The organism is Parabacteroides sp. AM58-2XD (genome assembly GCF_003463685.1).
Taxonomy (GTDB): Bacteria; Bacteroidota; Bacteroidia; order Bacteroidales; family Tannerellaceae; genus Parabacteroides; species Parabacteroides segnis.
This window is the reverse complement of the sequence record NZ_QSDP01000048.1, coordinates 1-14,315: the sequence shown is the minus strand read 5'-3', so window position 1 is coordinate 14,315 and position 14,315 is coordinate 1. Positions and strand designations below refer to the sequence as shown.

At 46.3% G+C, this 14,315-nt stretch carries 8 protein-coding genes and 1 pseudogene; 6 read left to right on the top strand and 3 right to left on the bottom strand.

Annotated features, from left to right (window positions below):
- Positions 1–246 precede the first annotated feature (246 nt).
- The 3 genes from DXA15_RS12965 to DXA15_RS12955 are packed head-to-tail and all read left to right on the top strand — an operon-like array spanning position 247 to position 4,467.
- Positions 247–1,731: a TolC family protein gene (locus tag DXA15_RS12965; RefSeq protein WP_128134308.1), complete on the top strand. Its 1,485-nt coding sequence runs from the start codon at positions 247–249 to the stop codon at positions 1,729–1,731.
- Between the two features lie 43 nt (positions 1,732–1,774).
- The gene (locus DXA15_RS12960) at positions 1,775–3,154 is read left to right on the top strand and encodes a sigma-54 dependent transcriptional regulator (protein ID WP_128134307.1); all 1,380 of its coding nucleotides are present in this window, start codon (positions 1,775–1,777) and stop codon (positions 3,152–3,154) included.
- Between the two features lie 11 nt (positions 3,155–3,165).
- Positions 3,166–4,467, top strand: a complete 1,302-nt coding sequence (locus DXA15_RS12955; protein WP_128134306.1) for a PAS domain-containing sensor histidine kinase — start codon at positions 3,166–3,168, stop codon at positions 4,465–4,467.
- 14 nt (positions 4,468–4,481) lie between these two features.
- Here the strand turns inward: DXA15_RS12955 and DXA15_RS12950 are convergent, their stop codons facing one another.
- Positions 4,482–5,369, bottom strand: coding sequence for a hypothetical protein (locus tag DXA15_RS12950; protein WP_128134305.1), 888 nt, complete (start codon positions 5,367–5,369; stop codon positions 4,482–4,484).
- The gene (locus DXA15_RS12945; protein WP_128134304.1) at positions 5,366–8,692 is read right to left on the bottom strand and encodes an SUMF1/EgtB/PvdO family nonheme iron enzyme; all 3,327 of its coding nucleotides are present in this window, start codon (positions 8,690–8,692) and stop codon (positions 5,366–5,368) included. The genes DXA15_RS12950 and DXA15_RS12945 overlap by 4 nt, the downstream gene beginning before the upstream one ends.
- A gap of 164 nt (positions 8,693–8,856) precedes the next feature.
- Here DXA15_RS12945 and DXA15_RS26475 point away from each other — a divergent pair, with 164 nt between their 5' ends.
- The 3 genes and pseudogenes from DXA15_RS26475 (at position 8,857) to DXA15_RS12935 (ending at position 11,459) form a co-directional block, all read left to right on the top strand.
- A complete protein-coding gene (locus tag DXA15_RS26475) occupies positions 8,857–9,156 on the top strand; it encodes an AraC family ligand binding domain-containing protein (RefSeq protein ID WP_233567247.1) in 300 nt (99 codons plus the stop codon).
- Complete coding sequence (locus DXA15_RS12940) at positions 9,090–9,758, top strand: AraC family transcriptional regulator (RefSeq protein WP_233567246.1); 669 nt, start codon at positions 9,090–9,092, stop codon at positions 9,756–9,758. Before DXA15_RS26475 ends, DXA15_RS12940 begins: the two co-directional genes overlap by 67 nt.
- Positions 9,759–9,912: 154 nt before the next feature.
- Positions 9,913–11,459, top strand: a pseudogene (locus tag DXA15_RS12935) (ATP-binding protein).
- 84 nt (positions 11,460–11,543) lie between these two features.
- Here DXA15_RS12935 and DXA15_RS12930 read toward each other — a convergent pair.
- Positions 11,544–13,961, bottom strand: a complete 2,418-nt coding sequence (locus tag DXA15_RS12930; RefSeq protein WP_128134303.1) for a hypothetical protein — start codon at positions 13,959–13,961, stop codon at positions 11,544–11,546.
- Positions 13,962–14,315: the final 354 nt, after the last annotated feature.

The following is a 14,315-nucleotide window of genomic DNA, read 5'->3' as shown; positions in this document are numbered from 1 at the left end:
AGAGGAGAAAAAGAGGACAAAAGATGAATTTTATCGCATGTTTGATTGCGTATCCTTTGTATTTATTATCTTTGCCTCCATTAATAACAAAGTTCTTAACGAACTCTGTCCATTTTCCCTTCACAACTCCATTATCGGACATACTGTTCATTATCGGACACTATTCTTTTGCGTTACGCTCAGAAAATCAATGATATATGTTTTTGGCATAGCTTTTGCCTGTAGCATGGCAAAACATATATTACGATGAAAAAGATCTATATAGCCATTACTTCTTTATTGCTGACATGCTTTGGTTTACAGGCCGAAGAACAAGATAATGTAGTCCGTCTGACCTTGAAAGATGCCATTACGCTGGCACAACACCAGTCGGTCGATGCGGCTGTGGCCCTGAACGAATTAAAGACGTCTTACTGGGAATACCGTACCCATGTCGCCGACCAGTTGCCGGAGGTTAATTTTAAAGGAACGCTCCCCAGCTACAGCAAGCAATATTCGCGTTACCAGCAATCGGACGGAACCTATGCTTTTGTGCAGGACAATAACCTGTCGATGGACGGAGCGATCTCTATTGACCAGAATATCGCTCTGACAGGCGGTAAGATCTCGTTGAACTCTTCTCTTAATTTCTCCCGCCAGTTGGGACATGGCGCCTTCAATGAATATATGAGTGTCCCGGTCGGCCTGACCCTGACGCAACCTATCTTCGGCGTGAACGACCAGAAATGGAACCGCCGCATCGAACCAGTCCGCTATCAGGAAGCAAAAGCCGCTTATATTGAAAGCGTAGAGGGGGTAACTATCTCGACGATCGCTTACTTCTTCAATCTTCTGCTGGCGAAAGAAAACCTGGCAACGTCTGTGCAGAATCTGGATAACGCAAATAAACTGTATGATATCGCTATCGCGAAACGCAAGATCGGTCACATCTCTGAAAGTGAACTGATGCAATTGAAATTATCCGCTTTACAGGCGAAAGGTAAGTTGACGGAAGCGCAGTCGAACTTGAACGCCAAAATGTTCCAGCTACGTTCTTTCCTGGGATTGAGCGAAGATGATGTGATAGAACCGGTCATCCCCGAATCTGTCCCCGACATGCGGCTGGTCTATCAGGAAGTACTGGGGAAAGCCCAGGAAAACAACTCGTTTGCGAAACGCATACTGCGCGAACAACTTGAGGCCGATTATGCAGTAGCGACGGCCAAAGGGAAACGCCGCGATATCAACCTGTTTGCTTCCGTGGGATATACGGGAAAAGACCGTGATTTCAGTGGCGCTTACAATCCGCTGAAAGATAACCAGGTGGTGGAAGTCGGTTTCAGCATCCCTTTGCTGGACTGGGGAAAACGGAAGGGAAAGGTTAAGGTCGCCGAATCCAACCGCGAAGTGGTACTCTCTAAAAACCGTCAGGACCAGATGACTTTCAACCAGAATATCTTCTTGCTGGTGGAGAACTTCAACAACCAGGCTGCCCAGTTGGAAATCGCGGAAGAAGCCGATGAGATCGCCCAGAAACGCTATCAGACATCTATCGAAACATTTATGATCGGCAAGATCAATATTCTCGACCTGAATGATGCCCAGCAATCGAAAGATGATGCCAAACAGAAGCATATACAGGAATTGTACGGTTTCTGGAGTTATTTCTATAATGTCCGCAGCGTGACGCTTTACGATTTTCTGAACGACCGTAATCTGGATGCCGATTTTGAGGAAATTGTCAGAAAGTAGGTAACTTATTCGTATCTTTACAAACGCAATTAAAGAAACCTATATGATATTAATTATTGATGATGACGCAGCTGTCCGTTCTTCGCTTACTTTTTTGTTGAAGCGGGCAGGCTTTGAACCGGAAGCTGTTCCGGGGCCTGAAGAAGCGTTGGTTATTGTGCGCCGGGAAGCGCCCCAACTGATTCTGATGGATATGAACTTTACCTTGACTACGACGGGAGAAGAAGGAATACAGCTATTAAAACAAGTAAAGATATTTCAGCCGGATGTCCCGGTGATCTTAATGACCGCCTGGGGCTCCATTTCGCTGGCTGTGCAGGGTATGCAAGCCGGCGCTTTCGATTTTGTGACCAAGCCCTGGAACAACCTGGTGTTGCTGAAGTCGATCCGTACGGCTCTGGAACTGAATGAGCAGAAGAAGATGCAGAAATCTCCGTTGAACCGGAATGATGCGGACAGTAAATTCCATTTTGAGAAGATTGTCGGACAGAGTGATGCGCTGATGGATGTGCTGGGAACCGTTTCCCGCATAGCACCGACTAATGCTTCGGTGCTGATTACCGGTGAAAGCGGGACAGGCAAGGAACTGATTGCGGAAGCGATCCATGCCAATAGCCCCCGTATGAAAGAGGCTTTCGTCAAGGTCAACCTGGGAGGATTGTCACAGAGCCTTTTTGAGAGCGAGATGTTCGGTCATAAGAAAGGTGCGTTTACGGATGCCTATATAGACCGTACCGGACGTTTCGAAATGGCAAACAAAGGAACTATCTTCCTGGATGAGATAGGTGACCTGGAGTTGTCCTGCCAGGTAAAACTATTGCGTGTATTGCAGGACCAGACATTTGAAGTGTTGGGCGACAGCCGTCCCCGGAAAGTGGATATCCGGGTGGTGAGTGCTACCAACTGCAACCTTCCGGAAATGGTTGCCGCACGTACGTTTCGCGAAGACCTGTTCTACCGTATCAATTTGATCACGATCCATCTGCCCGCCCTTCGCGAGCGGAAAGACGATATTCCTCTGCTGGCCCGTTATTTTGCCGATAAGCAGTCGGAAGTCAACGGTTTGCCTAAAGTCACTTTCTCTTCGGATGCCGTAAGTTTCCTACAACGTCTTCCGTACCCCGGAAATATCCGTGAATTGAAGAACCTAGTGGAAAGAACGATGCTGGTATCCGGTAAATCGTTGTTGGATGTGTCCGATTTTGAAGGACAATGCCTGAACCTGGGGAACAAACAGGCCGTGAGAAAAGGCGGAACCGTCAGTTTTGAGGGGATGACGCTGGACGAGATTGAAAGACAGACCATCCTTCAGGCTTTGGATACACATGAGGGAAATCTCTCGCATGTCGCATCCGCTCTGGGAATCAGCCGGGCAGCCTTATACCGCCGGTTGGAGAAATACGGAATACCTACCGATAAATAAATGATATTCGAATGAGGATAAAAGGATTGTTCTGGATATTGACCGGGTTGCTGCTGACTATTCTGGCAGTTATCACTTACCATGTCTTCTATAATTATTCTTCCTTCATGTTCTTTGTTGTGGAAGGTGTTGTCCTGGTCACGATCTTGTACCTTTTCCTTTTTTACCGGCGTATCATCAAGCCGTTGGATATTATCGGCAATGGTATGGAGTTGCTGAAAGAGCAGGACTTCAGTTCCCGCCTGAGCCGTGTCGGGCAGAAGGAGGCCGACCGTATCGTGGACATCTTCAATAAGATGATGGAACAGTTGAAAAACGAACGCCTGCATCTGAGGGAACAGAATCATTTCCTGGATTTGCTGATCAATGCTTCTCCTATGGGAGTGATTATGCTGAATCTGGATAATGAGATCATATCGCTGAATCCCGCTGCCCGCAAGATGTTCGGACAACCTTTGTCGGTCGATTTCGCCGGAAAATCTTTTACAGAGATAGATTCCCCGTTGGCAGTGGAGTTGGCGCGTATTCCTTTGTATGAATCGCAGACTGTTCGCCTGAACGATGCCAATATATATAAATGTACGCATTCCTCTTTTGTCGACCGGGGATTCCATCACTCATTCTATCTGGTGGAAATACTGACGCAGGAAGTATTTAAGGCAGAAAAGAAAGCCTATGAAAAGGTAATCCGCATGATAGCCCATGAGGTAAATAATACAACTGCCGGTATTATATCTACATTGGATACGTTGGAATCCACTTTCAGCGAGATGGAAAATACGGAAGATATATGCGACGTGTTGCGTGTTTCCATCGAACGCTGTTACAGCATGAGTCATTTCATTACAAACTTTGCCGATGTGGTGCGCATCCCTAAACCGCAAATACGTAACCATGAATTAAATACGGTGGTGACTTCCTGTAAGCGGTTTATGGAGACGGTTTGCCAGAACCGCAACATCCAAATCATTATGGAGCTGGATGAAGTGTCTCCTGTCGTGCGGCTGGATAGTTCGCTTTTTGAACAGGTGCTTGTCAATATTATAAAGAATGCCGCCGAGTCGATCGGGCGCGACGGCAAGATTTACATACGTACTTCACGTAACCCTGTCTGCCTGGAAATAGCAGATACCGGCAAAGGAATAGACAAAGAAACTGAAAAGAAGCTGTTCAGTCCTTTCTTCTCCACCAAACCGAACGGGCAGGGGATCGGCCTGATCTTTATACGCGAAGTATTGCAGAAACAGAACTGCTCTTTTTCCCTGCGTACTTATACGGACGGTTTGACAAGGTTCCGTATATTGTTTGAATAAACCGGGAACAACGTCTATTCCTTGAATGAATAGACGGCTGAGATATTGATAATGTCCTGATGTAGCGGAAGCGTCCAGACAACTGTATTGTCCGGAGTTACTTCTACCAGTAGTGGTTGCGATTTGTCTTTACTATGTCCGTTCCAGTTGCTTATCAGCGTGTTTCCGTTGTCATACCGGACCAGTTCGGCAACAAACAACAAAGAGATGTTCTGTAAGTCGTCGCTTCCGACTTTTCTGACAATCTGTTTGCCGGCAGGGTCTATCTCCACGAAATTATGTGCATCGCCGCAGGATACCAGCCAGTTTCCGTTTTTCAGTATCTGGATGGCGAAGGGATTGCCACCGCATTCGACCCTGTTGATAATTTCCTTTTCTTTAGTCATTTCAACTACTTCCCCTTTTCCCATCAGTGGTATCAGGTAAGTGTTTTGCGGTGTCTTTACAATCTGGCGGAACTGGTCGTGCACACCGGTGATGCTGGTGTCAAACTCAATCTCTTCGACAGGATGACCTTGCGGGTCGAGTTCGATGATGCGGGAAGGGGTGCCGCAGATTGCTAGCATGTAATGGCCGGAAGGCAGCTGGGTTGCGGTGAATAATTCTTCCCCTTTCTTCGCTTTGAAGTCCCACACCGTCTGCTGGTCACGGGTAATCATCCGGGCACCGGAAGTGTAGGCATACAGGATATTTCCTTCCCTGGTTATTTCAACATCGTTGCAGTCTTCCCCTTTGTTAAGCGGGTGACTCCATTCTATCTCTCCTGTTTTTTTGTCGAGAATTGCTACTTGTTTCCAGCCACAGCCGGAAACAAGCAACTTTTCTCTGGTATTGCTGCACGAGCAACAAGTGCTAATTACTACTACAATGCAAAACAGATATTTAAAATAGCGTTCTATCATTCTTCAGTCATTACTACACGGAATCCAACATTATATACTTTCTGATATTCACGGTACGGCAGGCGGAAAGAAGATGTCGAACGGTAAGGACGGTCGTACCAGGAACCTCCGCGTACAACCCGTTTGCCGTTTTCTGAAGACAACTCGTTTCGTCCGTCATTTTCGTTGTACGGGTAAGGCAGATAGGAAGACAAGGTCCATTCCCATACATTTCCGTGCATATCGAACAAGTCCCATGGGTTGCGGACGTAACGTCCTACCGGTTCGGAGATGAAACCTCCGTCGTTGTAAGTCGTGTCGCGTGGGATCCAGTCGTCGTATTTGTTGGGATTCTCTACCACCATGGCGCTTTCGTAGAATTTATAAGCGGTGCAGGCGGCGAACTCTTTCAGCTTGATGTCTCCCAGGTTGGCATAGCGTGAGAAATCGGTCGACATATCACCATACCAGAAAGGCGTATCGCTTCCGGCACGGCAAGCCCATTCCCATTGCGCTTCGGTTGGAAGCGAGAACTTCATACCTGTCTTTTCGGATAACCATTTGCAATACTCCATCGCTTCTTGCCAGGAGATGCGTACGGCCGGTTGGTCGGGATGGTTCATGGAATAGCCTTTGCGTCCGAACTGGTAGCCGTGGCGGTGTTCGTCGCGACTATCGTGTGCCGGGTTATAGGCCCTGAACTGTGCGTTAGTGATTTCGAAACGTCCCATCCAGAAAGGTTTGTCTACCTGTACGATTGTCTGGGGCAATTCGTCCGGATGCCGGTCGCTACCCATGATGAAGGAACCTGCCGGGATTTTCACCAATTCCAAAGTAATACCGTTACCCAGCGGGATGCTTTTCTGGAAGTTACCTAATGCCAATTGCTTCCATTGCGTGTTGTCCCATTGTGCGTATGATTTTTCGGTTGGGTTATAAAGAGGCCATTTAGCCAGCAGGGTATCGCCTAAAAGTTTCTGTTCCTTTTCAAATCTGACGGGTTCTATATTCTGTGGGATTTCCGGTAACCATTCGGCTGTCGATTCCGGGGCACCGAACATTTCGCGGTATAATTCCCGAAGTTCATTACTCTTTTCTGCATCTTCAAACTTCGGAATGTCAGAACGACGTCCGTGGAAAGGAGCATTGAAGTCTATCCAGCAGGCAAGCTTCTCCATAGACTCTTTATCCAGTTTAACGCCGTAATGCCCTTTCTGGAGAATCTGCATCAGTTCGGTCTGATCGGCATGTACGTCCATCGGAACCAGCATGTGCATATCGCTCTCAATACCCGGCCGACGTACGTAACGGTGCAGGTTGGCATACGAAAGTGTAAAATGTCCGCCGTTTTTCCAGGCTCTTCCCGATATGTTTGAAGTCCAGTCATTAATCCATTTGTCTCCTTTCAGGTACGGCTTTCCGGGTTTGTCCTGATTATGGCAGGAGATACAATATTTATCCAAAACGGGTTGTACTTCGTGACGGTAGCTGAATCCTCTCTCTTTTCCGTACCATTCTTTGATGGCTTGCGGTTTTTGCAGGGATGCTTTTGTCCGCTTCGGAATGGCTATTGTTGATTTTTCTTCATGGCAACCGATACAAGAGACCGTTTCGCCCGGCATTCCGGTAAACCAGCTTCTCATAATCTGTAATGCTTTTCCCTCTGCATCCAGCGGTTGTACGAATACGGCCGTATTGGCAGGGATTGTGAACATGGCCGAGCCGTCTTCTTCAACATCCACTTCGCCCAGGATTCGCTTGATGTCCCACGGTCCGTCCATACCAATAGTGCCCAGCAATCCGCCCTGACCCCACGGGCTGAAGCTGAAAGAGCCGATGCGTAGTTTCTTTACTGTACCACGTGGAATACCTTTTAGTCCTTCACCTTCATAAATATCTTGCAGGAAAACAGTGGAAGTTGAAGATGCCAGATTGATACGGTCGGGAATTACATTCGGTGATTTACGACTGTCCATCAACACCGGTTCAAGATAAGCTACGTTCTCCTCTTCAGCAATCAGAGTACGGTTATCGAACGTGTCGACCAGATAAAGTCCCCACAAGCTTTCCGGGTTTTCCTTCATGGAAACCAAAAAGTATGTATCGTTCAATGGATACGGTTGCAGGAACTGCGGCCATATACCGTCGGGCAGGCGGTCGCGAACGACAGCTTCCACTTTTCTGCCGGCATACGGGATTTCGGCAACGACTCCGTCCGCTTCGTGGCGGCCTTTATTGGTATCGATGATCAGCATGCGTCCGCTGCGCGAAACGCTGTGATGACCGGAGGCTATGCCAACCACGGCTGATGGTCGTCCCGGTATGGGGCGAGCATTGAAGAATGAAGTCGGAAAGTAGGAGTTGGAACCATAGAAAGCCGATTGTGTGGTGCCGTCCGGATTCATGGTAAACAGCAGGCGCGAATTGGAATGGGGCAGGTCAGCATACTCCCAACGCTGGTAGAGCACGGTACCGTTGTCCATCATGACCGGTCCCCAATTGCTGTCCTGGTCGTATGTCAACTGACGGGTTTGTTTTGTTTTTGGATCATACAGGAATAGTCCGCACATTTTATTTCCTCCATCTGTACAAGGCAGTCCGAGGAAGGTACCTGTCGAACAGAAGATGTATCGTCCGTCCGGTGTATAGCAACCGTCGAAGCTGTCGAAATCTTTATATGTATCCGGGGTTAGTTGTTGGGTTTTACCTGTGGTCAGGTCGAGTTCGAACAGATGCCAGCGGTCGGAGGTGCCGATGGAAGAAAACATTAGTCTTTTCCCGTCGAAGTGCGGTTCCGGGTCGGTGATGATTTTTCCGTCTTCCGGTTTGTACAGGAGCGATTGTTTTATTTTATCCGGATTGACGGTCAATGAAACAAACTCGTTGGTCCAGCCTGCTTTCGGATTTCCAATCTCCGAATTATTCTGAAAATTGGAAGGGGCGATGCCCAGTTGCCCGCTCATGGCTGTACGGGCCTTATCGCCCAGCGTCCGGCGGATGGCTACCACCTGTTTGTCTGCTAGCAAAGGGTTAGCCAGCAGGGCAGCGTCCAGTTGTTTCAACAGTTTCTTTGCCTGTTTTTCCGCTTTGGGGTCTTTGGCCTTCAAACCGCTGATAAGTGTTTCCTTATCGGTTTTCAGTTCGTTGAGCGCTTTCTCCCAATCTTTATCGGGGCGGTAACTGTCGGGATATTTCTTTTTCAGGTTATCTATTGCCGATTTGTATTTTTCCGGTGAGTAATAGGTAAGCCTGTTAATCAGGCTTTGCCAGGAGTCCTGCGCCGAAAGGAGGAACGGACTACATAGTCCGGACACGATAAGTAATGCTGTTATAAGCCGTTTCATAGTGTAATTAGAATTATGTGATAAGATGAAGTTTAGTAATTACAAAAGTAAAGGCTATTCGGCTATAATCTTTGACAAAATAAGATGAATACTTTGCATAATCCGATATTGTGCATTTAAATATTATTCCTATATTTACACCGGTTAACTAATAAATGTCTGATATGCTTGTTTCTTATTCTCCATACGACCTGTCGTTGCCCTTGCTTTATGCCGACTATTCCCGGGTTGAAACCTGGTGGAATTATCAGGATGTCATCAGTCCGTTTTACCGACTTTACCTGATTACGAAAGGGAAAGGAAAAGTCTATATTAATCAGAAGGGATACGAATTATTGCCCGGGCAACTTTTCCTTATACCAAGTTTGCTTTCCATAGTTATGAATGTGATGATTTTATGGAGCATTATTATATCTGTTTTTTCGATGAGACGAAAGGAGGGAAAGGTATCAGCAATCCGATGAAAATGGATTTGCAGGTCGAGGCTACCCCGATGGATTATTCCCTGATGGAACGTTTTCTGGCGCTGAACCCGTATAAGTCGTTGCCGACGTCCGACCCGAAGCATTATGATAACGACAGGAATATTTATACCCGGGAAGATGAGGTTTCGGTTTCGACATTCTCCAACCTGGTGGAGAGTAGCGGTATCCTGCTGCAACTGTTTTCCCGCTTTATAACGGAAGAGTGTTTGCTTTCACCGGAGGCGAACAGCTTGTATGAAAAACTGGATGTGGCTATACAATATATAAATAAGCATCTGGACAAGCGTATCTCTGTTTCGGTCTTGGCTGATTTGATGTGTATTACTCCCGACCATTTCTCCAAAGTCTTTAAACGGATTATTGGCATGCCCCCTTGCGAATATATCCAGATGAAACGAATCGAACGGGCACAAACTTTACTGCTTACTTCCCATATGTCGATTATCGAAATTGCGGAAAAAGTAGGCATCACCAATCTTTCTCAGTTTTCCCGCTTGTTCTCAAAAATGGTCCGTTGTTCCCCGAGAGAGTATCGTGTGAAACAATTCAATGAATTGAAGTCGGATAATCATCCTATGTGAGTTGATGTGTTACATGCCCGATTATGCCGTATATAAGGTAGGGACACGAACTTCTACTGATGTCAAAAAAAGGATTATCTTCGAAAAAAGGATGTAGGCAGTGTTCTTTTTCGTACTTTTGTCAGAGTCATTATCCGGTTAAAATAAAAAATGTATGAGCAGTAAGATTTACCCCATCGGCATACAGAACTTTGAAAGTCTTCGCAAAGACGGTTATTTCTATATAGATAAAACGGCGTTGATCTATCAGATGGTGAAAACAGGACGTTATTACTTCCTGAGCCGTCCGCGCCGCTTTGGTAAAAGTCTGATGATTTCCACCCTCGAAGCCTATTTCCAAGGAAAGAAGGAACTGTTTGAGGACCTGGCAATGGAAAAGCTGGAAAAGGATTGGATAAAGCATCCGATACTGCATCTGGATCTCAATATCGGGAAATATGATACACCGGACAGCCTTGATAAAATCCTGAACGAAGCTCTTCTGAATTGGGAAATTCTTTATGGTACAGGCCCTGGAGAGGTTACTCTTGCCTTGCGTTTCAAAGGTGTTGTGAAACGTGCCTGTGAGCAGACCGGCCAGCGCGTTGTTATCCTTGTAGACGAATACGATAAACCTTTACTGCAAGCCATAGGTAATGAGGCTTTACAAAAGGAATACAGGAATACCCTGAAACCGTTTTATGGCGTGCTCAAAACAATGGACGGTTGCATCAAATTCGCTATATTGACAGGTGTCACGAAGTTTGGTAAGGTAAGCGTTTTCAGTGATCTGAACAATTTAATCGATATTTCGATGGATGAACGTTATGTCTCTTTGTGCGGAGTAACTGGGCAGGAGATACGTGATAACCTGAAAGAAGATTTGCAAGAACTGGCTGATAAGCTGAAAATGAGTTACGAGGAAGCGTTTGCCGAATTGAAGAAACGTTATGACGGTTATCATTTTGTGGAAAATACTGAGGTATCTATAATCCATTTAGTTTATTGAATACCTTTTACAAGATGAAGTTTGGTAGTTACTGGTTTGAAACAGGCACCCCTACCTACCTTGTGGAATTATTGAAACGCAGCCACTATGATCTGGAACGTATGGCACATGAAGAGACTGATGTCGATGTGCTGAATAGTATTTATGGCGATGAGCAGCCTATCCCGGTCATTTTCCAGAGTGGTTATCTGACGATAAAAGGGTATGACGAGGAATTTGGCCTTTATCGTCTCGGTTTTCCCAATGAAGAGGTGGAAGAAGGTTTTATCAAATTCCTGATGCCTTTCTACACACGGTTTAATAAGATTGAAGCTCCGTTTGAGATACAGAAATTTGTCCGCGAGATACGTGCTGGCGAGATCGATACCTTTTTCCGCCGCCTGCAAAGTTTCTTTGCTGATACGCCTTATGAGTTGGTAAAAGATCTGGAACTGCATTATCAGAATGTGCTCTTTATCGTCTTCAAACTGGTTGGCTTTTATGTAAAAGCGGAATACCATACATCCTATGGCCGCATCGACCTTGTCCTGCAAACAGATAAATACATTTACGTCATGGAGTTTAAACTGGATGGCACGGCAGAGGAGGCCTTGCAGCAAATAAACGAAAAACAGTATGCACAGCCCTTTGAAGCGGATGGACGTAAATTGTTTAAAATAGGTGTCAATTTCAGTGCGAAGATCCGTAATATCGAAAAGTGGATTGTAGAGTGACTGAGTAAAAGAGTGAAATAAATACGTCCGGCCAAATGAGGTATTCAGTTTTACCTCTTTTGCCGGACGATTTGTGTATTGTTGTTATTTATTAAGTTTTATCACTTCCGGAGTCCCTTTGGTAATGTAACGGATGATTACTTCGGGAGCGTCTTCACTGGTCTGCTCACAGGAGAAGGCTACGGCAGAAGAACCTGCGGGAAGTACGGCATTTCCCTGGGGCTGCACTTCGCTGATTACATTATAGTTCTTATCGGTTACTACGGCCTTACCGTCGAATGTGTAAAGCAGATACTGGCGGTCTGAAATCTCGCAGGGGAACTTAATCACCCCTTGAGGTGTGGTGAATGACGGGTCTTTGATGGTTCCGTCTCCCTCTACTTTCAGGCGGATGGCATATGTGCTTTCATAAGGACTGCTCCATGACCAGTCGGCACCGCCCGGTTGTCCCGGTTGCATTTCGGACAGGTTGCACCGGAAATGTTTGGATATATAGAGCGGATACAGGTTGTAGTTCTGTTCGTCTGTTTTTTCCAGGTGCCATTCTGTCTGAGGATCTCTCAGACGGGCTTTCTGCTCGTCCGTGAATGCTTCTGCTTCGCGCAGCTTATCCCAGTTTTTAATCGCTTCCAGTAATTTATCGATTTGTCCGTGACGGCGCAATGTGTTACTGTTGATTGTCATCGCATAACCGGCATCGAAACCGGCTGATTCGGATAATGCCCATTCCAGGTCTTCGAGGGAAGAACATTCGAAATTACGGTCGGCCAGACGGATCAGGAACCAACCCAGCATACGCGGGAACAGGTTGCGGTGGAAGAATGACTGGTTCTTGATACGGTTTTCAACCTGGCCGGTGCGCATCGCTTCACCCCAGGGTTCGCCCCAGTTCATACGGGTATGGATGTGCCATAAGTTGTGGCTGAGGCGGCTGGCGTCGTTAAGCACATTCTGGTCGAGCTGGTTGTAGAAGCGATAGACGAAACGGTTGTTTGCATATTCGTCCTGACCGGTATAGGAACATCCTTCCAAACCGTCGAAGGATATCTGGCGGATACCTGTTTTATTCATTATCTCAGCCAGGCGGTCAGCGTATTTGTCTTGCAGGACCAGATCAGGGAAGAGGGTTTTGTAAGGGTAGTCCCAGAGTTTGTACAGCGGTGTTTTCTGTGAATGGCTGGCGGCTGTTGTTCCCCAGGCGCCTCTTTTACAGTTTTTCAACAGAATGTTTTCTCCCTGCTCTTCTGTTGTGCCGTAAGTAATCAGCTCTTTATCGATCTGAAGGGTGTTGAGCGTCATCGGCATGGAGAACAGGTCCGACTTTTTGACTGTAATGTCGGTCTGGTCTTTGTTCAGGTCGGCTGTCAGGGTGAGTATGCCTTGTTTCAGCAAGTGGTCGGAAGGAATCGGTGTTACATAGGCGTCGTTTGTAGTCGTGAAGTTACTGAGTGTATGGACACCGACAGCGATACCCTGTGCCTTTGCCTTGTCTACCATCTTCTTTACGCCTTCATCCCCGCCTTTGGTGAATTTGGGGTCCCAGTTGAAATGTCCCCAGTCCAGGAACGGGTCACTATGGTAAACATATTCGAAACCGGCAATCTTAGCCTTGTCCAGGATCATATCAAAATTGTCTTCCGAGAAATCAGAGATCAGATAAGATTTCATGGCTGCGCGGGCTGTTTTCCCCCATTCGCCGTCGAACATCGGGTGGGGAAGTCCCTGCTCGATTTCAATCTCGCCGATACGGGCCAGCGCGTCTGTATTCTTACAGCCGAAGAAGGCTATTTTTGAACCTTTTATCAGTCCGTCTTCCCCTTCGACCGGGAGGACCAGTGATTTCTGTATTTGCTGTACTTTGCGATATTCCTGTTTGTTTCTTCTGCGGGCGGAGAAATGGAATACCGTCCCGTCAGAAATATCGGCGGCTGCCAGTTTGAAGTCAGGGATGCTGGCTACCGACAGTTCAGCAGATTTTCCTTTATAACCGTATGTGCTGGTAATCAATTGTCCGTATTCGTCAGGGATGCCGGCATTCGTTTTAATGTTCAGCGCCTGTATACCGAAAGCAACACCGTTACCCTGCGCAACGCCGACTACGTCTCCAACAACTTCATTGATCGTAACGGCCAACGGGCCGAACAGCAATACGTCGTATTTTTCCGGAATATTTGCTACCTCCAATGTGATGCAGACATCGCTTTCCTTATGTTTTAGTGTGATTGTGCCGCCGTCGGACATCGTTAGTTTAAGTTGGTTTCCGCTGGCGCTCATTTTGGACGGTGTTATGAGTTTGTTGTCTGTGCAGGCCGTTACGAGCGGATATTTACCCGTGTGAAGAATGTCCTTGCCTTCTACCTGGATAGAAGAAAAGTAACCTTCATTGTTTATCCCTATCTGGGTGGAACGGGTTTTCAGATTTACATGCTGGGCCCTGGTCTGAAAAACCAGCACGAAGGCAAAAAGCAGCACTAGTCTGCCAATTACAGAGAGTTGTTTCATGTTCGTTCGTTTAAAGTGTTTATCTATTTTTATTTCACCGATTGATGATTCTTATTTGCTTGTTGTTGAGTCTTCGGGCAAAAGACGAGCGAAGATAATAGTTTTTCTTTATACATGAAAAGCATCTGATCCTGAATGCAGGGCAACCGCACCAAAATTTCTATTAAAATATGTTTTGTGGCATAAATCATTAAAATATTTCAAAAAAAGTTGTGTAATTGGGGAATAAAGGTAATCTTGCAGATAGAAAAGTCTTAACTATGAAAATAGAACCTTAACGACTGGATTTTTTACGTGAAGATTTTGCAAACCAAAGTCTCTTGACTATGATTCGTGAGATCTTATAAGAGGTCT